The organism is Viridibacillus soli (assembly GCF_016612995.1).
GTDB lineage: Bacteria > Bacillota > Bacilli > Bacillales_A > Planococcaceae > Viridibacillus > Viridibacillus soli.
Genome location: NZ_JAEOAH010000007.1, coordinates 167707 through 190792, shown reverse-complemented (window position 1 = coordinate 190792; position 23086 = coordinate 167707). Strand labels below are relative to the sequence as shown.

Here is a 23086-nt window from a genome sequence, read left to right as displayed (position 1 = left end):
CTTACTTATTTTCTCAATTTTCATAACACTTTGCAAGGAATTCCCTATGCAACAAATGGAAAATTTTAGATTCATCTTCAGTGGATTGAATCGAATGAATGCGTAACTTCTTTAATAGTGAAATATAGTGAATAATAGCCGTTCGTCCCCGATCACCTTGAAAATAATCCGGATACTTCTTCATAAATGTTGAAATAATCTCATCATCAACTTGTGATGTACTCAAGTTACAATCTCGTAAGAAAAATAATAAGCATGCCTGCCATTCTACGATGTAGACATCAATATCCTGGGCATATCGGACAGGTAAACCAATGTATAAAGGTAATTGTTCAAGTGATATGCGAATGCTGTAACACCGCTTTAAGAGTGTGTCCTGTACGCCTTTCCTACTTAAGAACAAGCGTTGCCTTAAAAAGCGTTGGCGTATTTGTAAATGCAATTGCCAATACTGTTGAAATTCCTCTTTTGTCGGCTCTTTTAAATGCAAAAAAGGAAAATGCTGATGAGCAATCGGGAGCTGCTGAACTTTGGCAATAAAACGGTAACCTTGGACGAATAATAAATGCGAATAATACATAAACATAGATGTTATGGGATTATAAGTGAGAAGGGTTGAACCATGTTGGGGATGACTTGTGATAAATTGCTGACGAAATGGAGAGAGTTGAATAAGTTGTATGCGTGCGGTTTTTTGCTTCTCTAAATTAGGGGTTTTAAGAAGCCATAAAGGATGAATACCTGCATTCATATAACCTTTTGTACGTGCTTGTACATCCTTAAGCGGAATATTACTACACTGAAATTCAATTGCATATTGCTCATTTTGAGCTGTCACTAATAAATCCGGACGCTGAGATAATTCTTTTAAATAAGGCTCTAGCTGAACAGTTATTCTTTTGCTTTCAAAAAAAGAATACAGTTGTCGCTTCCCTACTAAATGCTCCTTTGACTCACCTTCTGAAAATAACTGCTGGCAATTTGAATCCTTTCTGTGAGAAAAATGAGGAATTACAAGCTCACCGATTCTAAGCTGAAGCTCCTCTTTACATTGTGGACAGTAAAATTTGCTAGTCCTTCTTAATTGCTTCAGCATATCTCTAGTATGTGTAGCAGACAATATAAATAACTCATTCTTTATAGTCAAAGCAGTTAAAATATTAACACCTCCTATTTTTACCTATTTTAAGAATTTTCATGGTAAAAGGCAAGAAAAAAACTCCTCAAAATTCGAGGAGTTTCCAAAGTCGGTTACGCAAAATAATTTAATACTGTTTCAAAGCAGTCTTTTTCCATTACTGTTTTGCCGTATTCTTGAAGAATGTGAATCGTTACGTCTGCGTCTGAAGCAAATTCAGTAATAACACTGAAGATATCTTCAGCCTCATCATGTAACGTCTCTTCTTTAAAGCGAATCTGTAAATAGTAGCCGCCTTCCCATTCATACAGAGCATTATGGAATAATGTCGGTTCCTGTATTCTTTTAGCGAGTGCAATGATATCATCAAATTCCTGTAATTTAAAAATAAAATCGGAATTCTCATCAATCGTACTATTCTCAAGATCATCAAAATCGTCAAATTCATGTGGTTTTAGTTCATCCCCACCAAATGCAGCTGATATCAATCGGTGTTTGTCTTCTATATCGAAGGGCGGTTCGATATGCTGGCCGTCCTTATAAATTTTGGCATGTGTGATAGTTAATTCTAGACCATTCTCTTGAACTATCACTTGAATCCATAATGGTCCTTCAACTTCAAAATATTCTTCGTCGCTGACTTCATCCATCATAGACCAAAAGAGTTCTTCACTTTTTTCTCGGTTATACCACACTTCATCTTTTGTGAATCCGCGTTCTTCAATGTCATGATAAGAAATGAAGAGTTTAAGTGTATTCTCATTAATGCGTTCGATGTCCATATTACACAACTCCCTTCGGTCACTACTAATAGATGCATCGAGTCCACTTAGGAACAAGTCTTTAAAATTTCTTGATAATACAGTGTCTAACACTATTGTATGATGAGTTTGTTGAAAATGGAAAGGAAATAACTCGGAAAATTACAACAGTATATGAATTGTAGTAGACAGAGACTAGAAATGCAAGCCGTAGCGCTATTATGTACAAGCGAACTTATTCCTTTAATATCATAAAAAACGCACCCTTTTAGGGCATAATAAAAAACCAGTTGATGGTTATGTAACAATCAGCAACAACTGGCTCTAAGGGCGCATGTTAAACAATTATTGTTCAACATGCTTATAATATATGTACAGACTGCTGACTATTTTAAGTCAGTCATGCTGTTAAAGATTGCACTTACGATCAGTTGACCATCTTTTGGGCTTCTTGTAATTGATACGCACGGACTTTACGTGGTAAGAAACGACGAATTTCATCTTCGTTGTAACCTACTTGTAAACGTTTTTCATCTAAAATAATTGGACGGCGTAAAAGTCCAGGATGTTCTTGTATTAACTCATATAGACGTTGTAATGGTAAAGTTTCCACATCAACTTTTAATTTTTGGAAAATTTTAGAACGCGTAGAGATGATTTCATCTGTTCCATCTTCAGTCATACGTAAAATTTCTTTAATTTCACTTATGCTTAAAGGCTCTGCGAAAATATTTCTTTCTGTATATGGAATATCATGTTCTTCTAACCATGCTTTTGCTTTTCTACAAGATGTACAACTTGGTGAAGTAAATAATGTCACCATCATATAAAACACATCCTTTCAAAATGTGTAGCGAGTATATTAACACTTCTAAATTAGAATGACTTTAAAAAAAGAACTGTAAGCATATTATACAACATTTTGGTCATTTTGAATATATGCTATTAAGAAAAATTTCCATCGTAAGTTATGACCGTTTTTTCTATCATTTAAAGCTTTTTCGTAAAGGTTCGACCACTTATACGCGCGTATATATATAGTATCCCCAAAACGAAGTGAGTTAAACCTATATTTTTTAAAAAGCATTCTCATTTAGATTCTTTATATTGAAAAAACAATCTTTGTATTCATACTATCTATACGTTGAAACTGCTAGAAAAGTTTCAGTTATTGATAGATTTTACAAATCATATTTGACAAAATACAAAACTGCCCCTATAGTCAGCTAATTTCATTGACTAAAGGAGCAGCCTTTACGTAATCATAGTGATTAGTTATTCGCATGTTCTGCCTGTAATGCTGCAAATTCAACATCAGAGCAGTAGACGAAATGTCCGGGACGTACTTCACGCATTGTCACGTTCTCTCCATCTTTATAATTATGTGACTTTGGGTCGTATGATTTACGCACACGATTGCGTTCATAATCAGGGTCTGGAAGTGGAATAGCCGATAGTAGTGACTGTGTATATGGGTGCATAGGAAACTTGTAAAGATCCTCTGCAGGTGCCAGCTCTACTAATTTACCAAAATACATTACTCCGATTCGGTCCGAAATATATTTAACCATTGAAAGGTCATGCGCAATAAATAAGTAGGTTAAGCCTTTTTCTTCTTGCAACTCTTTTAATAGGTTAACAACTTGTGCTTGGATCGACACATCGAGTGCAGAGATTGGTTCATCGGCAATGATGAATTCTGGCTCTACTGCAAGTGCACGAGCAATTCCTAATCGCTGACGCTGACCACCTGAGAATTCATGTGGATAACGGTTAGCATGTTCTTTGTTTAAGCCTACTGTTTCTAATAATTGATAGACTCGTTCTTGACGTTCTTTTGCATTTTTCACGAGGCCGTGAATATCTAAACCTTCTGCAATGATATCCATTACTTTCATACGTGGATTTAATGATGCGTACGGATCTTGGAAAATCATTTGCATTTTACGGTTAAACGCTTTTAGTTCCGCTTTCGATTTACGACCATGAACATTTACACCATCATAAAGAACTTCACCATCAGTAGCATCGTATAAGCGGATAATCGTACGACCTGTCGTAGATTTACCACAGCCCGATTCCCCTACTAAACCTAAAGTTTCTCCTTTATAAATAGCAAATGTAATATCATCGATTGCTTTTACTTCATTTGGTTTTCCCGGGTTGAAGTATTGCTTTAAATTTTTGATTTCTAATAATTTCTTTTGTATTTTCATTTTGTTGCACCTCCGTTAGCGCCTTTGTAATAGCGGCTACTAGGGAATCGTTTCATTCTTTCAATTATGGTAGCAGGTGGTGTCACTTCTGGGGCATCTGGGTGTAATAACCAAGTTGCTGCATAATGCGTGTCACTTACTTTAAAGAATGGTGGAATTTCTTCCAAATCGATTTGCATAGCATATTCACTACGAAGTGCAAAAGAATCTCCTTTTGGTGGATCCAATAAATCTGGTGGTGTACCAGGAATTGCATATAATTTTGCTTCTTGCACATCTAGCGAAGGCATGGAACTTAATAGTCCCCATGTATATGGGTGTTGTGGATTGTAGAATATTTCATCTACTGTACCGATTTCTACAATTTTTCCACTATACATAACAGCTACTCGATCGGCCACATTTGCTACAACACCAAGGTCATGTGTAATGAAAATAATGGATGTATCAATTTTCTTTTGCAGATCTTTCATCAGTTCAAGAATTTGCGCTTGAATTGTAACGTCAAGAGCAGTTGTTGGTTCATCCGCAATTAAAATTTTGGGATTACACGCTAATGCAATCGCTATAACAATACGTTGACGTTGGCCACCTGAAAATTGATGTGGATATTGTTTAATACGTTGTTCTGGTTGCGGCATACCTACTAATTGTAATAAATAAATGGCCATTTTTTGCGCTTCTATTTTTGACAATTTTTGGTGTTTTAAAATTGGCTCCATTATTTGTTTGCCAATTGTCATCGTTGGATTTAATGATGTCATCGGATCTTGAAAAATCATTGAGATATCTTTCCCACGAATTTTCTGCATTTCTTTATCAGTTAACTTCGTCAAATCTTTTCCATCAAATAGAATTTGACCGTTTTTAAATTCCGAACTAGATTCAGGTAGAAGACGCATAATAGCTTTTGTTGTAACAGATTTACCTGAACCTGATTCACCAACAATTGCTAGCGTTTCTCCCTTTTTCAAATCAAAGTTTACACCCCGAATCGCTTTTACTTCGCCAGCAAATGTGTGGAAAGAAAGCTCAAGATTTTCTACTTCAAGTATTTTCTCCATAACTGCTTTCCTCCTATTAATCTTTCATTTTCGGATCAAGTGCATCACGTAGGCCATCGCCTATTAAGTTAAAAGCGATCATTAATAGACTTAAAATTGCTGCTGGAATAGCCAAAATATGTGGTTGGAATTGTATTAGCCTATAACCATCATTAATTAAAGTACCAAGTGATGCATTTGGTGATTGTAAACCTAAACCGATGAAACTTAAAAATGCTTCAAAGAATATCGCACTTGGAATCGTAAACATTGTATTTATAATGATAATCGCCATTACATTTGGCAATAAATGTTTTTTTATAATACGTCCATTACTTGCGCCTAATGTTCTAGCAGCAAGTACAAATTCTTGGTTTTTATATTTCAATACTTGTCCACGAACAATACGAGACATACCAATCCAACCGGTAATTGAAATGGCAATAATAATGGCCATTATACCCGGATCCATTACAAGAATCATTAATATAACAACAACAAGTGTTGGTATACCATATAAAATTTCTACAACACGTTGCATCGCATCGTCAACACGGCCGCCATAGTATGCCGAAATACCACCGTAAGCCACACCAATGACCATATCAATTACAGCCGCAATAAGAGCGATTAATAATGAAATTTGAGTACCTTTCCAGACACGTGAGAACATATCACGGCCAAGACCATCTGTACCAAACCAGTAGTAAGTATCCACGTTTTTCATTTCATACAAATTGATCTCTTTACCACCCATTTTACCTGTCCCATCAAAGATACCTATCTTTTCAAGTCCAGGTACTTTCGGAGGTAAATTCGCATGGGTAATTTCTTGTGTTTCAAAGTCGTGTGGGCTAATCATCGGTCCGACTAAGGACATTAAGACGATGAAGGTAAGTACAAATATACTTACAACTGCTGCTTTATTTTTTCTTATGCGTAACCAAGCATCCTGCCAGAAGTTCAAGGACGGTTTTGAAATTTTCTCAGTTTGGCTGCCATCCATGTGCACATGTTTAAAAGCTTCAGGCGGTAATTTAGGGTATTCTTTTGTCATTGTTTATTACCTCCTGCTAAACGAATACGCGGATCTACAATACCGTATAAAATATCAACGATGAAAATAACTAAAATCAATAATACAGAAAAGAACATTGTCGTTCCCATAATTACTGAATAATCGCTAACGTTAATCGCTTTAACGAATTGTTCTCCAATACCAGGAATAGCGAAAATTTGTTCAACAACAAGGGAACCTGTTACTAAACCTGCTGCTAGAGGTCCCATTACTGTTATTAATGGAATGAGAGCATTACGGAATGCATGCTTAAATGCAATTTCAATGCCGCTAGCTCCTTTAGCTTTTGCTAGAGTAATATAGTCAGTTCCTAATACTTCTATCATTTCTGTTCGAATGAAACGAGCTGATGTCGCTAGAGGGCCCATTGCTAAAGCAATTGTCGGCAAAATGCTCGATTTCCAGCCATTCTCCCATAGCCCAACAGGAAGAAAACCACCTTTAACACCAATCCAATATTGTAATAAAGAAGCAAATACGAATGATGGAATCGAAATGCCGAAAATTGCGATTAAGGTACTTCCGTAATCCCATGCTGTATTTTGTCTTAAAGCTGCAATCATACCTAAAATAATACCGCCAATAGTTCCAAGTATGAGCGCTTGAATACCTAAAATAAACGATGGACCTGCTCTGTTAATAATTAGCTCAGTAACGCTAGCTTCTTTGAATTGGAAAGATGTACCGAAATCAAGTTTCACCATATTCTTCATATAAATCCCATATTGAACTGGCAGTGGCTTATCTAATCCATACTTTGCTTCCACCGCAGCTAACTGGTTTGGGGTTAGTTTAGATGAGGTAGAAATAGGGGACCCTGGCAACATTTTCATCAAGGAGAATGTAAATGATGCGATCAAGAATAGTGTTAATATCATATAAATAACTCGTTTAAAAACGTATTTAGCCATCCTTGCACCTCCTAAAATAGTGTTCGTATACATGAAACCTAATAAAACAATATACAAACATATTAATTGTTCGAATTTTCTATACATTTAATTTTGATGTAAAAAGAGAGTATGTGGATTTATATCAATCACATACTCTCCCCATTCAGGGTTTTACTGATAGTCTATAAAATTAGCTATTACTCTTTTCCTGAGATATATGCCCATTTGTAACTATATTGAGCACCAAAGCTATGTTTAACTAAATCTTTTACATAAGTTTTTTGAAGTGCCATCGTTCCACGTTGATATACAGGTGCAATTGCAGCATCTTCTTCAATTAAGACTTTTTCTGCATCTGCAAGTGCTTGCCAGCGTTTTGCCGGATCATTTGCAAAAGTTGTTTCTGCATCTTTCATAAACTTATCGTATTTAGCAGATGAGTAACTCATTTTGTTTTGTTGACCATCTGTTAACCATAAATTTAAGAAAGTGTATGGATCTTGGAAATCAGGAGACCAGCCTGCAAATTGGATATCATAATCTTGTTTAGAATCCAGATCCACACGGACAAGGAAAGGTACTTCTTTTAATTTAATTGATAAACCAGGAAGATTTTTTTCTAATTGATTTTTCAAATACTCGTCCATTTTTTTAGATAAATCGCTATCGCCGCCTAAGAACTCTAATGCAACTTTATCAGTACCAAGTTCTTTTAAACCTTTTTCCCAATAAGTTTTTGCTTCTTCAGCGTTGAATTTATTCATATTTCCATTTACTTCTCGGAAGTCTTTACCATCTTCATCATAAGCAAATTCAGCTGGCACTAAGTAGTTAGCTTCAAATGAACCGTTCGCTAATACTGCTTTTGATAAGTCTTCTTTGTTAAAAGCCATAGAAATTGCTTTACGGATATTCGCATTGGCAAGAACAGTTTCTTCTTTACCTTCACGTTTTTGATTGAATTTTAAATAGAAAGGTGAAGATTCTACAACTTTTAATACTTCTGGATCATTCGCATATTGCATTGCGAATTCACCTGATAAACCTGCACGATCTTTTTTACCTGAAGTATAAAGATTAATTGCAGTTTGATCTTCTTTTACTACGTCAACATTGATTTTGTCTAACTTCACATTGTCTTTGTCCCAATAGTTGTCGTTTTTAACATATTGCCATTTTAGGCCTGTACCATCCCACCCTTTAAGAACGAATGGACCATTATATAAAGTTGTTTCTGAGTTTGAAGCGTATTTTTTACCTTGCTCTTTAACGAATTCTTCTTTTTGAGGTAAGAATGTGCTAAATGCCATTAAAGATAAGAAATAAGGTGTTGGTTTTTCAAGCGTTACTTCTAACGTCTTGTCATCTAATGCTTTAACACCAAGGTCAGAAGCTTTTGCTTTCCCTTTACCAATTTCAGTAGCATTTTTAATAATGCCAGCCATCATATATGGACCGTATTCAGAACCAGTTTTAGGCTCAATCGCACGTTTCCATGCGTATTCAAAATCGTTGGCAGTTACTGTAGATCCATCAGACCATTTGGAATCACGAAGTTTGAAAGTATAAACTGTACCCTCTTTGTTTACTTCTGGTTCTCCAGTTGCTATTGCTGGAACTGCTACATTTTCCTCGTTATAGCGGTATAAACCTTCATTAACGTTGTTTAATACTGTAGATCCTACAACATCTGTTACTAATACTGAATCCATTGTTGGAATTTCAGCACTTTCAATAATATTTAGTTCTTGTGTCGCGTCAGGGCTTCCTGAATCTTTTTTGCTATCAGAATCCTTGCTTGCATCCTTATCATCTCCTCCACCACAAGCAGCTAAGAAAATAGAAAGTACAAGTATTAGACTTGATAGCCATACTAATTTGTTTTTCTTCATGTGCATGTAACCCCCTTGAATATTCTGAAAAATCATTACATTGCTAATTATACATAATTTCGAAACGTTGTACAGTAGTTATTTGATATATATGTCTTATTTTGATATATATCTATTATAAGAATTCAATAATAACAGTATTTAACCTATAAAAATTTTAATATTCCGAATTTTAAATGACGTTGGATATTTTTGATTTTTTATCTTTATTCATCTAAAATGAATAAAGAACCGGGGGGATTTGATTGAAAAAGAAGGGAATTATCTTCATAACACTACAATTTTTAATCGTAATCATAATGCTTTTCAATTATAAAGTGATGAAATTAATAGATTACATTAATGTTTCATTTATTGTAGGAGCTATTGTGCTTTTTTTCGGCCTAGCAGCATATATTTTATCCTCAGGCTTTTTTGATATTTTCACGGTTAGTATGCGTAAGGTTTTTGTTAGGACGTCTAGATTAGAGGATGTTAAAAGTATGAGAGCCCCATCTGAAATTGTTTCAATGCCCTATACAGGTATTTTACAAATTGGTGGAGCTACCATTATGTTGATGGTCATTGCCCTTGTTATTTATTATTTGTAGACCGTTACTTGATTTTTGGCTTTCCGCTATATTATAATCACTGAAAGCATTATAAAAAAACGAAGACGAAGATTAGTACATTTATGTCGTATGCAAAGAGAATCTGTGGTTGGTGCAAACAGATCATACGCTAAATGGAATGGGCTTCCGAGTTAACTTTGTGAACCTTTATGCAGTAGCTAAGTTCGTCTACCTCACGTTACGAGGGTGAGTGGTCGATTTATCGACAAGCTTGGGTGGTACCGCGGATTCAAACATCATTCGTCCCTATTTAGGAGACGCATGATGTTTTTTTATATCTAAGGAGGAACTCAATTATGAAACGTATTTTTTCAGGTGTACAACCAACTGGTGTTATTACATTAGGTAACTACCTTGGTGCATTCCGACAGTTCGCAACTATGCAAGATGAGTATGATTGTATTTTCTGTATTGCGGATCAACATGCCATCACAATGCCACAAGAAAGTGCAGAACTTCGCAAAAATATCCGCACACTTGCTGCAACTTATCTTGCAACCGGAATTGATCCAGAAAAATCTACATTATTTATCCAATCGGAAGTGCCCGCACATGCACAAGCCGGATGGATGCTACAATGCATTTCTTACATCGGCGAACTAGAGCGTATGACACAATTCAAAGATAAATCTACTGGTAAAGAGGCTGTCTCTGCGGGTTTACTTACTTACCCACCACTTATGGCTGGTGATATTCTTCTTTATAACACGGATATCGTGCCGGTTGGTGATGATCAAAAACAACATTTAGAAATTACACGTGACTTAGCAGAACGCTTCAACAAACGTTACGGTAAAGTATTCACGATTCCTACTATCCAATTACCAAAAAACGGCGCTCGCATTAAATCATTACAAGAGCCTACGAAAAAAATGAGTAAGTCAGATGACAACAAAAAAGCAACAATCCGCCTTCTTGATACTCCAAAAGAGATCGAGAAAAAAGTCAAATCTGCCGTAACAGATTCTGAAGGCGTTGTTGCTTTCAATACTGAAACTAAACCAGGTGTCTCTAATTTACTTATTATTGAAGCGGCATTAACAAACGAATCCATTGATAATCTTGTAGCAAAATACAATGGACTTGGATACGGAGCATTCAAAGCTGGCGTTGCGGAAAGTATCATTAATCACTTAACACCTATTCAAGAACGCTTCAACGATTTAATCGATTCTCCAAAATTAGATGATATCTTTGATGCAGGAGCCGAAAAAGCAAATGCCATTGCAAGTGAAACAATTAAGAAAATGGAAGACGCGATGGGCCTTGGGAGAAATAGACGATAACTAGTCCAATACATGCGCCGATGAAGATTGAGAAATCAACAGTCTGCAAGATGAATGTAAAAACAGCCTTCCATGTGTAACCTAATGCTCGGTAGTTTAAATACAATATCATATGTGTTGAACTCAGTACAATAAGACCGTAACAGGTTAAAAAGAGTAATAGGCGCATTTGCATAAATCCTTTTCTAGTTTTTATTACTATATGATAAAATGCCCCCGTTATAACTAACGGGGGCATTTTTATGTGAAAATAATGGATTTCCTTCCATTATAATAGACTCCATTACACTCTAGTACGACAGAGCATTATGCGAATAAATTTGTTTATATATGCAAAAAAACCACAGGATTTTTATTCCCGTGGTCAAATGTTAGTTATTCGTATTTTTTAAATAGTATTGATGCATTATGTCCACCAAAGCCTAGTGAGTTACTCAACGCATAAGTGATAGCTTTTTCTCTTGCGCCGTTTGCAACATAATCTAAATCACAGTCAGAATCTGGCGTGTCTAGATTCATCGTTGGTGGTAAAATCCCCTCTTTGAGTGCAAGTACGGAGAAGATTGCTTCAATCCCACCAGCTGCTCCAAGTAAGTGACCTGTCATCGATTTTGTTGAGCTCATCGCTAATTTATAAGCATGCTCCCCAAATACTGTCTTTACTGCCTTTGTTTCGAATAAATCATTGTACAGTGTGCTCGTACCATGCGCATTAATATAACCAATTTCTGTTGCATCAACGCCAGCGTCATTAATAGCTTGCTGCATTGCGCGTGCTGCACCTTCACCTTCAGGTGCTGGCGCTGTAATATGATGCGCATCTCCAGTTGAACCGTAACCTACAACTTCACCGTAAATTTTCGCACCGCGTTTCACTGCATGTTCATACTCTTCTAAAATAACAATACCCGATCCTTCACCAATAACGAAACCATCGCGATTCGCATCGAATGGACGTGAAGCGGTTTGAGGATCTTGGTTTAATGTAAGTGCTGTGTTTGAGCAAAATCCTGCAACCGCCATATTCGTAATCGGTGCTTCTGCTCCCCCAGTAATCATAACATCTGCATCTCCACGTTCAATTACTTTGAACGCATCACCGATTGAATTTGTACCCGATGCACAAGCTGTTACTGAACATGAGTTAATCGCTTTCGCACCAAAGTAAATCGATACTTGACCTGCAGCCATATCCGGAATCATCATTGGTACGAAAAAAGGACTAACACGGCGTTGTCCTTTTTCAAGGAAATTGCGGAATTGCTGTTCATATGTTTCCATACCACCAATACCAGAACCAATCCATACACCTGTACGAATGCCTACTTCAGGTGTTATTTCTAATGCCGCATCTTTGACAGCCATAATGGATGCTGCTAATGCGTAATGCGTAAAGCGATCCATTTTACGCGCTTCTTTTCGTGGAATATATGCTTCTATATCAAAGTCCTTTACTTCTGCAGCAACTTTAGCCGGAAATTGTTCAGCATCCAAACGTGTTAATGGACCTACTCCGCTTTTCCCTTCTTTAATCGCATTCCAAGTTGTTTCTACATCATTTCCTAAAGGTGTTACAGCACCCATACCTGTAACAACTACTCGACGTTTTGTCATAATTTTCTTCTCCCTCTTCCCTATCCTTTTATTTTCCCCAGCGTATTGTAACGGCTCCCCATGTGAGGCCTCCGCCAAATCCAACAAGTACAATTAAATCACCATCATGGATTTTACCGGCTTCAAGTTCTTCTATAAGTGCATTACCAATTGAGGCTGATGATGTATTGCCATACTTTTTAATAGCAGTTGACATCTTTTCCTCTGGTAAACCTAGTCTTTGTCTAGCAGATTCCATTATACGAATATTCGCCTGATGTGGAATTAAGAAATCAACATCTTCTTTTGTAAGTCCTGCTTTTTCTATAACATTTAACGCAGATTCGCCCATTTGACGTACCGCAAACTTAAATACTTCTCGGCCATTCATTTCAATAAATCCTTCATCATTTTGGAATAAATGTTTGCCTCCTGTGCCGTCAGCTCCCAGCTCAAACGATAAAATTCCGCGGTCAGCTGGTACTTTTCCCATTACAGTTGCACATGCACCATCTCCAAAAAGCACAGCCGTATTGCGATCCTCCCAGTTTGTAATTTTGGAAAGCTTTTCAACACCTACTACTAATACATAATCATATGCATTAGAATCTATAAATTGCTTCGCAGTTACTAGTCCATAAATGAAACCTGCGCATGCTGCTGATAAATCCATCGCAGCCGCATTATGCGCACCTAACTGCTCTTGTATCATACACGCTATACTTGGAAATGGGCGGTCAGGTGTTACGGTTGCAACTAAAATAAGGCCTATTTGATCGGGTGAAATTCCTGCATCAGCAATCGCATTTTTTGCCGCTCCAAATGCTAGATGAGATGTATTATGCTCATCTGTGGCAATTCTTCGTTCTTCAATACCTGTTCTAGTGCGAATCCATTCATCTGATGTATCCATCGTCTTTTCAAGGTCAGCATTTGTGACAACTCGACTTGGCATACATCTTCCTAAGCCTATTATTCCAGCGTTCATGACGTAGCGCCTCTTTTCTTTTATTATCAATTATTAGTACCTGGTAATAATTATAACGAAACATTTATATTTTTTCAACACTTCGTCAATTTTTCGCCAAATAGTGGGGCATAATAATGAAAAGATTCTTTTATTTAAATGAGGCAATATGATATGATAGAACAGGTAGAAAAGTTAGTTAGAGGTGAAATTAATGAAATATATTATGCTATTTATATGGTCAGCATTATTAGTTTCTGTATTGAACTACGTAGTAGCTTCTATTCAGAACGTAGAATTTAGCCTAAACCTTGGATTAGGGATTTCAGTAGCTTTCTCTGTATTCTTAATACTTATCAGCGCAGTTATTCCGAACGAATCACCTAAACAAGTAGGTCATCAACAATAATGAAAATCCTGTCCACAATGGGCGGGATTTTTTATTTACACAAAAAGTCTGAGCATCCCTTTTCCAAGGCTACTCAGACTTATATATACTTATGCTTGTTCTTTATGAATAGCGACATGTCCATCTTCCATTGAAATAACTAAACGTTCTCCTGATAACACATCACCTTTTAATAATTCTTTTGCAACAAGCGTTTCGATATGACGTTGTACAAATCTTCTTAGAGGTCTTGCACCAAATGTTGGATCAATTCCTTCCGCTACGACCCACTCAATTACCGCTTCATCAACTTGCAACTCAATTTCTTGCTCAGCCACACGTCTTTTTAATAACTGAACATATTTCCAGGCGATTTGATAAAAGTGCTCGTTTGTTAATGACCGGAACATAATGATATCATCCAGACGATTTAACAACTCGGGTTTGAAATGCTCTTTTAAAGAAGCCATTACTAAATCTTCCACGGCATGGTCACCATTCTTAGGCATATCTAATAAATAGCTTGAACCGATATTAGAAGTTAAAATGACTACTGTATTTGTGAAATTGACTATGCGACCTTGACTATCAGTAATGCGCCCATCATCTAAAATTTGCAATAAAATATTTGCAACATCTGGATGCGCTTTTTCAATTTCATCTAGCAACACAACAGCATATGGATTTCTACGAACAGCCTCAGTCAATTGGCCACCCTCTTCATAACCTATATAACCAGGAGGTGCCCCAACTAAGCGAGATACGCTATGTTTTTCCATATACTCAGACATATCAATTCGAATGAAATGATCTTCAGAGTCGAATAGTTGAGCTGCTAATGCTTTCGCTAACTCAGTTTTCCCAACACCTGTCGGGCCTAAAAATAGGAATGAGCCAATAGGTTTGTTTGGATCTTGAATGCCTGCACGAGCTCTCCATACCGCTTCCGTCACTAGTTGAACTGCTTTATCTTGGCCGACAACTCGTTCTTGCAATGTCGCTTTTAAGTTGAGCAGTTTTTCGCGTTCACCCTCAACTAATTTTGTTACGGGAATACCTGTCCATCTTGACACAATAGAGGCAATTTCTTCTGCAGTAACGTCTTCACGAAGCAGACGATCATTACCTTGGTGCATAGTTTGTTCAAGCTCCACTACTTCTTTTTCTAGTGCTGGAATTTTACCGTGGCGTAGTATAGCTGCTTTATTTAAATCATAATCATTTTCAGCCTCTTCTAATTCTCTGCGATAACGATCTAGCGTTTCACGTTTTTCTTGAATAACATGGAGAGACGCTTTCTCAGCTTCCCATTGCTCCCGCATATGGGCAGAAGAGTTTTTTAGCTCTGTTAATTCTTCACGAAGTGCAATGAGGCGCTTTTTACTAGCGTCATCCTTTTCTTTCATCAATGCCTGCTCTTCGATTTCAAGTTGCATTGTACGACGAGTCACTTCATCTAACTCCTGTGGCATAGAATCAATTTCTGTACGAATCATTGCACAGGCCTCATCGATTAAATCAATTGCTTTATCTGGCATAAAACGCTCTGTTAAATAACGATTTGATAATTCTGCTGCGGCAACTATTGCTCGGTCATGAATTTTAACAGCATGATGCAGTTCAAAACGTTCCTTTAAACCGCGTAAAATAGAAATCGTATCCTCAACAGACGGTTCACGAACTAAAACTTGTTGGAAACGACGTTCAAGCGCCGGGTCTTTCTCAATATACATACGGTATTCATCTAAAGTCGTCGCACCGATACAATGCAATTCTCCTCGAGCTAGCATTGGTTTAAGCATATTCCCTGCATCCATTGCGCCTTCTGTTTTACCTGCTCCAACGATTGTATGAATTTCATCGATGAATAGAATAATTTGTCCTTCACTTTCTTTTACTTCTTTTAATACACCTTTTAAACGTTCTTCAAATTCACCGCGATATTTGGCACCCGCAATTAATGCACTCATATCAAGTTCATAAATTTGGCGGTCCTTTAATCCCTCTGGTACGTCTTTTTTGACAATACGTTGGGCCAATCCTTCAACGATCGCTGTTTTACCAACACCTGGTTCACCAATTAATACAGGGTTATTTTTTGTTTTACGCGATAAAATTCGGATGACATTACGGATTTCTTGGTCACGTCCAATAACAGGGTCCATTTTACCTTTCTTAACTTCTTCTACTAAATTCCGTCCAAATTGTTCAAGTGGACTTTTTTGCTCTTCATTATTCATTTTCATTTGCATAAGAGTTCACTCCTTGTTTGACCTTTTTTGACCTTTCGATTAATTACATTATATTACTGTTCTTCTATAAAAGTAAAGTGATATGTTTGACCTTTTTTGACCTATTTCCAACTTATATAAACAGTACATTTGATAAGAATTAAAATGAACATCATTTACTTAATTTTCCGAAACAACAGAACTTCAAATATTCCCTAATTCATCAATAACCTTATGTTATAATGAGAAAAAACGGTGAAGGTTGTGAATATTTGGAGGCAATTAAAACTATTCCAACTAAAATCCATTCGCTTTTCGAAGAACATGGTACGCTTCTCAAGATTGCAAAAGGTAATCATATTTTTTTAGAAGGTGAACGTACACATGACGTTTTTTTCGTTGTGTCTGGTAAAGTAAGGATTTCAAAGGAAACAGAGAGTGGAAATGAACTGACGATTCGTATTTGTGGAAGTAATAACCTAATTGGAGAGAGTACTATTTTTTGCTCCATAGGATATAGTTCAACAACGGCAACAGCAATGGAACCGACTACTATTTTGGCCATCGACAACAATATGCTTGAACTCTACTTAAGTCAAGAACCATCATTGATGATTGAATGTATGCGCTGGTTGCAGTTTCAAAATATGAAAAATCAATCTAGACTTCGCGATTTGTTACTACATGGTAAAAAGGGTGCATTATATTCTACCCTTATACGATTAGCAAACACATATGGTGAAACTCTGGATGATGGCTCGATCAGCATTAACTATGCTCTAACGAATAATGAGCTAGCAAATCTTTGTGCCACTAGCCGTGAAGTCATTAATCGTATGTTAAATGATCTGAAAAAAAATAACATCATTACTTTTGATAAGAGCATAATTACAGTCCTCAATTTACAATTTTTAAAAGATGAATGTGAATGTGAAAACTGTCCTCTGCAAATTTGTAGAATTGACTAGCATCAGCTATTATTCCCTTTTTTCATTTTAAAAACCCGTTCGACTTTTTACAGTCAGAACGGGTTTTCTTTGTTTTATTAGCGTATGCCTAATGCTATTTTCGCATAGCGTGACATATTGTCTTTATTCCATGGTGGATTCCATACAATATTAACATTCGCGTCTTTAATTTCTGGTAATTCAAATAGTGCTGTACGGATTTGATCTACAATGACTGGACCGAGCGGGCACCCCATTGAGGTTAATGTCATTGTCACTATACATAATCCTTCTTCAGATAAATCTACATCATATACTAAACCTAAGTTGACAATATCAATACCTAACTCAGGATCAATTACGTTTTCTAAAGCACCGTAAATTATTTCTTTCATATCTGCATCCATGATGTTTCCCCTTTCTACATAGTGTTTATCCCATCATAACAAATGAATTGCCTTATGCCAAATGGTCTGCAAGCCATTTGGTTGCTGCAATCATTCCTGGACGTGATACTTTATGCCCCGCTTGCTTATCAATGATGAAAACAAGATTCTCTGGGTGATCTGCATAATCAGCTTGTATCGTTTCATAAAATTGATATGTAGGTGTAAATGGTACCATATGGTCTTTCTTACCATGCCAGAACAGGACAGGACGGTTGGCCATAGATTCAGGGTGCTTCGACATATCAAAGTAGCTAAGCGTTTGCTCCATCTTCTGAAGCTCTTCATCTGAAATAGGAATTTGAAAGCCTTGTGCTTCAAACTGAGCCATTTGCACTTTTGAAAGCTCAACATAACCTGGTGCACCCATCATAACTGACGCTGTTTGAATCCATGGGTACACACGTAAGCAACCTAAAGTCACAATAGCGCCCATTGACGTCCCTGCAACACCAATTTTTCCATTAGTAAGCAAACCCTTATCTAATAATTGCTTATGTAAAAAATTAACCTCTTCAATAGACGTCAAAATAACTTCCCAAAAACGTAAACTTAGTTGAACTTCATCGAGCCCTTCATCACGTTCACCATGCAGTATAGCATCTGGTAACAGTACGCGAACACCTCTTTCAACTAGTTTATACGCATAATGCAAATTGTGTTCACTTGCACTCATAAAGCCGTGGAGAAAAATGACTACTGGTGATGCGGATGTTACTGTCTCTTCATCATATATGTGAAGTAACGGAATTTTACCCCACTGTTCTTGTTGAACCTTCACTGCATTCACTCCTTGATAGTTTATTCTATTATCGTAACAAAAATTATTCACCGTGACAAAGTTTTGACGAACGAGTAAGATTAGCGATACACTCTATTATAGTAGGAAAGGGGTTTTTTCATATGGTACAACCACATTTGATTGTTTTAGATTTAGACGGTACACTTTTGACCGATGAAAAGGTTATTTCCGACAAAACAAAACGTACTTTGCTAAAAGCAAAAGAAGCAGGTCATCAAGTCATGATTGCTACTGGTAGACCGTATCGTGCGAGTAAAATATACTATCAAGAATTAGGTTTACATACACCAATCGTCAACTTTAACGGAGCCTTCGTACATCATCCAACAAACAGCACTTGGCAAACACTCCATAGTCCAATAGAATTATCAGTAGTAAAAGATGTTGTAGAATCCATCAACCATTATGACATTGAAAATTTGATCGCTGAAGTAATGGATGATGTCTATGTTCAATATCATGATGAGAAGTTTTTGAACATATTTGGCATGGGCGAACCAAAAATAACAACAGGTTTCTTAAAAGATTATTTAAAAGAGAATCCTACAAGCCTTTTAATCCAAGCAAACTCTTCAAATGTCCCCCTAATCCGTCAGTATTTGGCTGATACAAAAGCAGAACTTATTGACCATCGCCGCTGGGGAGACCCATGGGATGTAATTGAAGTCGTACGTCGGGGCATGAATAAAGCAGTCGGACTATCTCATGTTGCAAAGGATTTACAAATTCCACGAGATCGTATCATTGCATTTGGTGACGAGGACAATGATCTAGAAATGATAGAATATGCGGGCGTTGGTGTTGCAATGGGTAACGGCATTAGCCAGCTCAAAAACATTGCCAATGAAATTACACAAACAAACAACGAGGACGGCATTGCCAACCTCCTTATCGACCGACTGAAATTGAAATAATTTATATACTAGGAGGTATACAAATGAGAATATACGCAGATAGCGCTTCTGATTTACCTAAATCTTATTATGAGCAAAATGACGTCACACTAATACCATTACAAGTACAAATAGACGACCAAGAATATTCAGATGTCAATGGCATCGATGTTTTAAAAGTATACGAATTTATTCGTCAAGGCGGTCAACCAAAAACATCTCAAGTATCACCAGAGTTGTTTTTAAATCTTTTCGAGGATCTTGCTAAATCTGGTGAGGAAGGACTATACATAGCCTTTTCGTCCGAGTTATCCGGCACATACAGTACTGCTGTAATGATTTACCAGCAAGTAAAAGAACAATACCCTGACTTAAATTTAACAATTGTGGACTCAAAATGTGCCTCTCTTGGTTACGGCCTAGTTGTAAAAGAAGCTGTTCGTCTTCGTGAAGCAGGGGCAAGCCTTCCTGAAATATCAGAGAAAGTTCGCTTTAATGCACAACATATGGAACACTTTTTTACAGTAGAAGACTTAGATTATTTAGCACGTGGTGGACGTGTTTCAAAAGCAAGCGCATTTATCGGGGGGTTACTAAGTATCAAACCTTTATTGCATGTTGAAGGAGGTAAATTAGTACCTCTAGAAAAACATCGTGGTCGAAAAAAAGTGATGAAACGCATTATTGAGCTAATGGCTGAAAATGGCGACCGCTTAAGTGATCAAGTTATTGCGATTAGTCACGGTGATGATTTACCTGCTGCCGAAGAAATGAAAGCAATGATCATGGACAACTTCCACCCTAAAGCCGTGGAAATCCAGCTTATCGGCTCTGCTATTGCATCACATGCTGGCCCTGGTACATTAGCCATTTTCTTCTTAAATCAAAATCCAACTGCATAATAACGCTCTAACTAATCAGCTCCAAATTGAAACCCCCTAGCGAATTTTTACATTCTCTAAGGGGTTTTTTGCATCAGTTATTTTTAGTTTTGCTGTTTTTTCTACTTTTTCGTAAGATTAATACAATAAAAGTAATGAATGCGACATAGACAGCACCTAATGTAACCATATATGAAATATTCAAGCCTTTAGGCTCTGTTACTTGATAAAGCTCAACGATTTCGCGGTCAACTACTAGACGATACTCACCATCGTCATTTGCACGAACGATATCATTTTCAAATAGGCCACGGAGCTCTTTATCTCCATTGATAATATCTTTACCTAAATCGATATGTTGTGTACTACCAGTGTTGTTCACAACGACAATCCACTGCTCTTCATCAGAAGAGCGCTCAAATACAATAAAACCATTTTTATTTTCTAATAGTTTAAAGTCCCCTGTACGAAGGGTTTCGGATTTATTACGAACAGATTGAACGTCACCAATGTAAGAAACGATATCATCCTTTGTTTTGAAATCCAATACCGCATGTGAATCAGGTGCTTTTTCGCCATTTTGTGCAATTTCTGTTCCGTATGTCATTACTGGCACGCCAGGTAATGTAAACATCGCTGCCATTGCGACTTTAATACGTGTCGGTGGATACATATTTTCTCCAGCTGTAGCAAATGTAAAACGAGAACTATTTAAGTTATCTAACATTACAGCTACCGGCTTTTCTGCTCCTCCATTTATCATAGGAGCAAGTGGCTGCTCTACTTTTGATGAATCTAAATCGACATTTTTAAAGATTGATTGAAAAATATCTACTGTCTCATTGTTAACAGTCATATCAAAATCCGCATCACTTTTGTCTGTTGATATAACATACAGATCTTTATTTATATTTTTCAATGAAGTAATCATATCATTTAAAAACGTTGTATCGCTGTCAACTAAATTTGTTAAGCGGATACCGTCGATATCATATTTCTTCGCAAACTCAGTTGCTGCATTGATTAATGCCTTTTGTACGTCTGGATGATTTGTATTCCAATTAATACGACCGTTCTCAGTCGTTTCATACCAATCTGCATTGGCTTTATCTGTAGCCCAAACATGATTCTTACTAACATTATTTAGAGGGAAATCGATCATTAACTTCATCTTGCCTTTATGCACTTCAGTCAGCAAAGATTTAAATTCTTTAGCTGTACCAAATTGACGCTCAATTTCTCTATAATCGACTACAGCACTTCCATCATATGTTTCAGTCGAAAAAATCGACCCAATCGATAGAATCGTGAATCCCATATCTTGAATATGAGTAAGCTTTGTAGCGATCCCTCCAAAGTCACCGCCAGCAAAAGCATTTTTGTCACGAGCATCTACATTGTAGTCATTTTCCACAACTGAATTAAAATAACGATCCACGAATAGATCATAGATACTTTCGTCTTTAATATCATGCGTCACTTCTTTCTCTGCCTTCGCAATAGGTATAAACCCCATCGTCGTAGCCAAAAGCGCTGACGCAACTACCGTACTAATCCATTTCACAACGTTCACTTATAGTCCTCCTCTGCAGAACTGTCCAACATAATTTTACCAAACCCCCACCATCCCCGCCATGCTTTCACATCAAAAAGGAAGGAAAGCCATACAAATTCGACAAAAATGTGAATTTACTTAAATGCTGAAGGTGCTCGTTCAGCTGCGAAGTCGTTGGAAGGCGGAAGCCAAAGTCGCTCTTTGACTTTGAGCGCCCGACTGAAACGACCTGAGCAGCTAGCACCTGAAGCTGGATATACTTAAATGCTGAAGCGGCCTGTTTAGCCCCGACAAGCACTGGAAGGCTCGAATCAAAGGCGCTTTTTGCCTTTGACCGAGAGACTGAAGTGACCTCGAGGGGCTGGCCGCTGAAGCTGGATATCTGAGTTATTGCTGTAGGCGCTCGTTCAGCTTCGAAGTCGTTGGAAGGCGGAAGCCAAAGTCGCTCTTTGACTTTAAGTGCCCGACTGAAACGACCTGAGCAGCTAGCGCCTGAAGCTGGATATACTTAATTGCTGAAGCGGCCTGTTTAGCCCCGACAAGCACTGGAAGGCTCGAATCAAAGGCGCTTTTTGCCTTTGACCGAGAGACTGAAGTGACCTCGAGGGGCTGGCCGCTGAAGCTGGATATCTGAGTTATTGCTGTAGGCGCTCGTTCAGCTTCGAAGTCGTTGGAAGGCGGAAGCCAAAGTCGCTCTTTGACTTTAAGTGCCCGACTGAAACGACCTGAGCAGCTAGCGCCTGAAGCTGGATATACTTAATTGCTGAAGCGGCCTGTTTAGCCCCGACAAGCACTGGAAGGCTCGAATCAAAGGCGCTTTTTGCCTTTGACCGAGAGACTGAAGTGACCTCGAGAGGCTGGCCGCTGAAGCTGGATATACTTAATTGCTGTAAGCGCTAGTTCAGCTGTGACAATCAAGAACATAGCTGTTATCACTCAAGCTCTTACTTTTATGACTCAACACTCAACTGTTATCACTCAAACTCTTTCTTCTATGACTCAGCGCTGCTTTTATCACTCAAGCTCTTTCTTCTATGACTCAGCGCTCAACTGTTATCACTCAAGCTCTTTCTTTTATGACTCAACGCTCAACTGTTATGACTCGAGCTCTTTCTTCTATGACTCAGCGCAGCTTTTATCACTCGAGCTCTTTCTTCTATGACTCAGCGCCCAACTGTTATCACTCAAGCTCTTTCTTTTATGACTCAGCGCTCAACTATTATGACTCGAGCTCTTTTTCTATGATCCAGCCTACTCTAAATTCAAAGTAAGCTTGTTATTGGAATAAAAGAAAACAGCCACGAAATTCGTCATGTAGCTGTATATTATTGCTAGTATTAAGCTAAGAAACTCTCATCTAATGGTAATTTAAAACCTAGGAACATAGTGATTAATAGGAATACTGCAAATAGAAGCCAGAACATAGCTGTTGGTTTGCCTTTTGCTTTTCTTACTAAAACCATTT

Annotated in this window: 21 protein-coding genes and 1 other annotated feature; of the genes, 6 read left to right on the top strand and 15 right to left on the bottom strand. The window is 37.4% G+C overall.

Translation table 11 applies throughout. The annotated features are described in order from the left end of the window. Positions 1-13 precede the first annotated feature (13 nt). From JFL43_RS08505 to JFL43_RS08470, 8 genes are all read right to left on the bottom strand, one after another. Positions 14-1120 carry a competence protein CoiA family protein gene (locus JFL43_RS08505; protein ID WP_200748689.1) on the bottom strand — a complete coding sequence of 369 codons (1107 nt, stop codon included), beginning with the start codon at positions 1118-1120 and terminating at the stop codon, positions 14-16. 131 nt (positions 1121-1251) lie between these two features. After that, positions 1252-1920, bottom strand: a complete 669-nt coding sequence (gene mecA / locus JFL43_RS08500; protein ID WP_200748688.1) for an adaptor protein MecA — start codon at positions 1918-1920, stop codon at positions 1252-1254. A gap of 406 nt (positions 1921-2326) precedes the next feature. Then, positions 2327-2722, bottom strand: coding sequence for a transcriptional regulator SpxA (gene spxA, locus JFL43_RS08495; protein WP_179078282.1), 396 nt, complete (start codon positions 2720-2722; stop codon positions 2327-2329). Between the two features lie 448 nt (positions 2723-3170). Next, positions 3171-4109, bottom strand: coding sequence for an ABC transporter ATP-binding protein (locus JFL43_RS08490; RefSeq protein WP_200748726.1), 939 nt, complete (start codon positions 4107-4109; stop codon positions 3171-3173). 2 nt (positions 4110-4111) lie between these two features. After that, on the bottom strand, positions 4112-5179 hold the full coding sequence (locus JFL43_RS08485) for an ABC transporter ATP-binding protein (protein ID WP_200748687.1): 1068 nt from the start codon (positions 5177-5179) through the stop codon (positions 4112-4114). A 16-nt stretch (positions 5180-5195) separates the two neighbouring features. Next, positions 5196-6215 carry an oligopeptide ABC transporter permease gene (gene opp3C / locus JFL43_RS08480; protein WP_100794651.1) on the bottom strand — a complete coding sequence of 340 codons (1020 nt, stop codon included), beginning with the start codon at positions 6213-6215 and terminating at the stop codon, positions 5196-5198. After that, on the bottom strand, positions 6212-7147 hold the full coding sequence (gene opp3b / locus JFL43_RS08475; RefSeq protein ID WP_100794652.1) for an oligopeptide ABC transporter permease: 936 nt from the start codon (positions 7145-7147) through the stop codon (positions 6212-6214). The genes opp3C and opp3b overlap by 4 nt, the downstream gene beginning before the upstream one ends. 179 nt (positions 7148-7326) lie before the next feature. After that, positions 7327-9021 carry a peptide ABC transporter substrate-binding protein gene (locus JFL43_RS08470; RefSeq protein WP_200748686.1) on the bottom strand — a complete coding sequence of 565 codons (1695 nt, stop codon included), beginning with the start codon at positions 9019-9021 and terminating at the stop codon, positions 7327-7329. A gap of 245 nt (positions 9022-9266) precedes the next feature. Here JFL43_RS08470 and JFL43_RS08465 point away from each other — a divergent pair, with 245 nt between their 5' ends. Next, complete coding sequence (locus JFL43_RS08465) at positions 9267-9611, top strand: DUF3899 domain-containing protein (RefSeq protein WP_200748685.1); 345 nt, start codon at positions 9267-9269, stop codon at positions 9609-9611. Positions 9612-9664: 53 nt separating this feature from the next. Beyond that, positions 9665-9883: a binding site (T-box leader), on the top strand. A 45-nt stretch (positions 9884-9928) separates the two neighbouring features. Further along, positions 9929-10918: a tryptophan--tRNA ligase gene (trpS, locus tag JFL43_RS08460; protein WP_200748684.1), complete on the top strand. Its 990-nt coding sequence runs from the start codon at positions 9929-9931 to the stop codon at positions 10916-10918. Between the two features lie 375 nt (positions 10919-11293). Here the strand turns inward: trpS and fabF are convergent, their stop codons facing one another. Then, entirely contained in the window at positions 11294-12532 is a 1239-nt protein-coding gene (fabF, locus tag JFL43_RS08455) for a beta-ketoacyl-ACP synthase II (RefSeq protein WP_200748683.1), read from the bottom strand. Between the two features lie 28 nt (positions 12533-12560). Further along, positions 12561-13499, bottom strand: a complete 939-nt coding sequence (locus tag JFL43_RS08450) for a beta-ketoacyl-ACP synthase III (protein WP_200748682.1) — start codon at positions 13497-13499, stop codon at positions 12561-12563. Between the two features lie 193 nt (positions 13500-13692). Here JFL43_RS08450 and JFL43_RS08445 point away from each other — a divergent pair, with 193 nt between their 5' ends. After that, positions 13693-13887, top strand: a complete 195-nt coding sequence (locus JFL43_RS08445; protein WP_200748681.1) for a YjzD family protein — start codon at positions 13693-13695, stop codon at positions 13885-13887. A gap of 89 nt (positions 13888-13976) precedes the next feature. Here the strand turns inward: JFL43_RS08445 and JFL43_RS08440 are convergent, their stop codons facing one another. Further along, complete coding sequence (locus JFL43_RS08440; protein ID WP_200748680.1) at positions 13977-16118, bottom strand: ATP-dependent Clp protease ATP-binding subunit; 2142 nt, start codon at positions 16116-16118, stop codon at positions 13977-13979. Between the two features lie 251 nt (positions 16119-16369). On the opposite strand from JFL43_RS08440, the gene JFL43_RS08435 reads away from it, so the two are divergent. Then, entirely contained in the window at positions 16370-17065 is a 696-nt protein-coding gene (locus tag JFL43_RS08435; protein ID WP_234447667.1) for a Crp/Fnr family transcriptional regulator, read from the top strand. Between the two features lie 77 nt (positions 17066-17142). Here JFL43_RS08435 and JFL43_RS08430 read toward each other — a convergent pair whose 3' ends face one another. Together JFL43_RS08430 and JFL43_RS08425 are read right to left on the bottom strand one after the other, a co-directional pair. After that, a complete protein-coding gene (locus JFL43_RS08430) occupies positions 17143-17451 on the bottom strand; it encodes a metal-sulfur cluster assembly factor (protein ID WP_100794662.1) in 309 nt (102 codons plus the stop codon). Between the two features lie 52 nt (positions 17452-17503). Further along, positions 17504-18271, bottom strand: a complete 768-nt coding sequence (locus JFL43_RS08425; protein ID WP_100794663.1) for a prolyl oligopeptidase family serine peptidase — start codon at positions 18269-18271, stop codon at positions 17504-17506. Positions 18272-18393: 122 nt separating this feature from the next. Here JFL43_RS08425 and JFL43_RS08420 point away from each other — a divergent pair, with 122 nt between their 5' ends. Together JFL43_RS08420 and JFL43_RS08415 are read left to right on the top strand one after the other, a co-directional pair. Next, a complete protein-coding gene (locus JFL43_RS08420) occupies positions 18394-19206 on the top strand; it encodes a Cof-type HAD-IIB family hydrolase (RefSeq protein WP_200748678.1) in 813 nt (270 codons plus the stop codon). A 23-nt stretch (positions 19207-19229) separates the two neighbouring features. Further along, positions 19230-20087, top strand: a complete 858-nt coding sequence (locus JFL43_RS08415; protein ID WP_200748677.1) for a DegV family protein — start codon at positions 19230-19232, stop codon at positions 20085-20087. A gap of 73 nt (positions 20088-20160) precedes the next feature. Here the strand turns inward: JFL43_RS08415 and JFL43_RS08410 are convergent, their stop codons facing one another. Both JFL43_RS08410 and JFL43_RS08405 read right to left on the bottom strand, forming a co-directional pair. Continuing rightward, positions 20161-21639 carry an alpha-amylase family glycosyl hydrolase gene (locus JFL43_RS08410; protein WP_200748676.1) on the bottom strand — a complete coding sequence of 493 codons (1479 nt, stop codon included), beginning with the start codon at positions 21637-21639 and terminating at the stop codon, positions 20161-20163. A 1319-nt stretch (positions 21640-22958) separates the two neighbouring features. Continuing rightward, positions 22959-23084, bottom strand: a complete 126-nt coding sequence (locus tag JFL43_RS08405; protein ID WP_407701967.1) for a hypothetical protein — start codon at positions 23082-23084, stop codon at positions 22959-22961. Positions 23085-23086: the final 2 nt, after the last annotated feature.

What these genes read in the sequence shown, in the direction of transcription:
- opp3b (WP_100794652.1), bottom strand. Translation starts at nt 7,147, where the DNA reads ATGGCTAAATACGTTTTTAAACGAGTTATTTATATGATATTAACACTA.
- JFL43_RS08485 (WP_200748687.1), bottom strand. Translation starts at nt 5,179, where the DNA reads ATGGAGAAAATACTTGAAGTAGAAAATCTTGAGCTTTCTTTCCACACA.
- JFL43_RS08405 (WP_407701967.1), bottom strand. Translation starts at nt 23,084, where the DNA reads ATGGTTTTAGTAAGAAAAGCAAAAGGCAAACCAACAGCTATGTTCTGG.
- JFL43_RS08470 (WP_200748686.1), bottom strand. Translation starts at nt 9,021, where the DNA reads ATGAAGAAAAACAAATTAGTATGGCTATCAAGTCTAATACTTGTACTT.
- JFL43_RS08440 (WP_200748680.1), bottom strand. Translation starts at nt 16,118, where the DNA reads ATGCAAATGAAAATGAATAATGAAGAGCAAAAAAGTCCACTTGAACAA.
- JFL43_RS08450 (WP_200748682.1), bottom strand. Translation starts at nt 13,499, where the DNA reads ATGAACGCTGGAATAATAGGCTTAGGAAGATGTATGCCAAGTCGAGTT.
- JFL43_RS08415 (WP_200748677.1), top strand. Translation starts at nt 19,230, where the DNA reads ATGAGAATATACGCAGATAGCGCTTCTGATTTACCTAAATCTTATTAT.
- mecA (WP_200748688.1), bottom strand. Translation starts at nt 1,920, where the DNA reads ATGGACATCGAACGCATTAATGAGAATACACTTAAACTCTTCATTTCT.
- JFL43_RS08445 (WP_200748681.1), top strand. Translation starts at nt 13,693, where the DNA reads ATGAAATATATTATGCTATTTATATGGTCAGCATTATTAGTTTCTGTA.
- JFL43_RS08420 (WP_200748678.1), top strand. Translation starts at nt 18,394, where the DNA reads ATGGTACAACCACATTTGATTGTTTTAGATTTAGACGGTACACTTTTG.
- fabF (WP_200748683.1), bottom strand. Translation starts at nt 12,532, where the DNA reads ATGACAAAACGTCGAGTAGTTGTTACAGGTATGGGTGCTGTAACACCT.
- JFL43_RS08430 (WP_100794662.1), bottom strand. Translation starts at nt 17,451, where the DNA reads ATGGATGCAGATATGAAAGAAATAATTTACGGTGCTTTAGAAAACGTA.
- trpS (WP_200748684.1), top strand. Translation starts at nt 9,929, where the DNA reads ATGAAACGTATTTTTTCAGGTGTACAACCAACTGGTGTTATTACATTA.
- opp3C (WP_100794651.1), bottom strand. Translation starts at nt 6,215, where the DNA reads ATGACAAAAGAATACCCTAAATTACCGCCTGAAGCTTTTAAACATGTG.
- spxA (WP_179078282.1), bottom strand. Translation starts at nt 2,722, where the DNA reads ATGGTGACATTATTTACTTCACCAAGTTGTACATCTTGTAGAAAAGCA.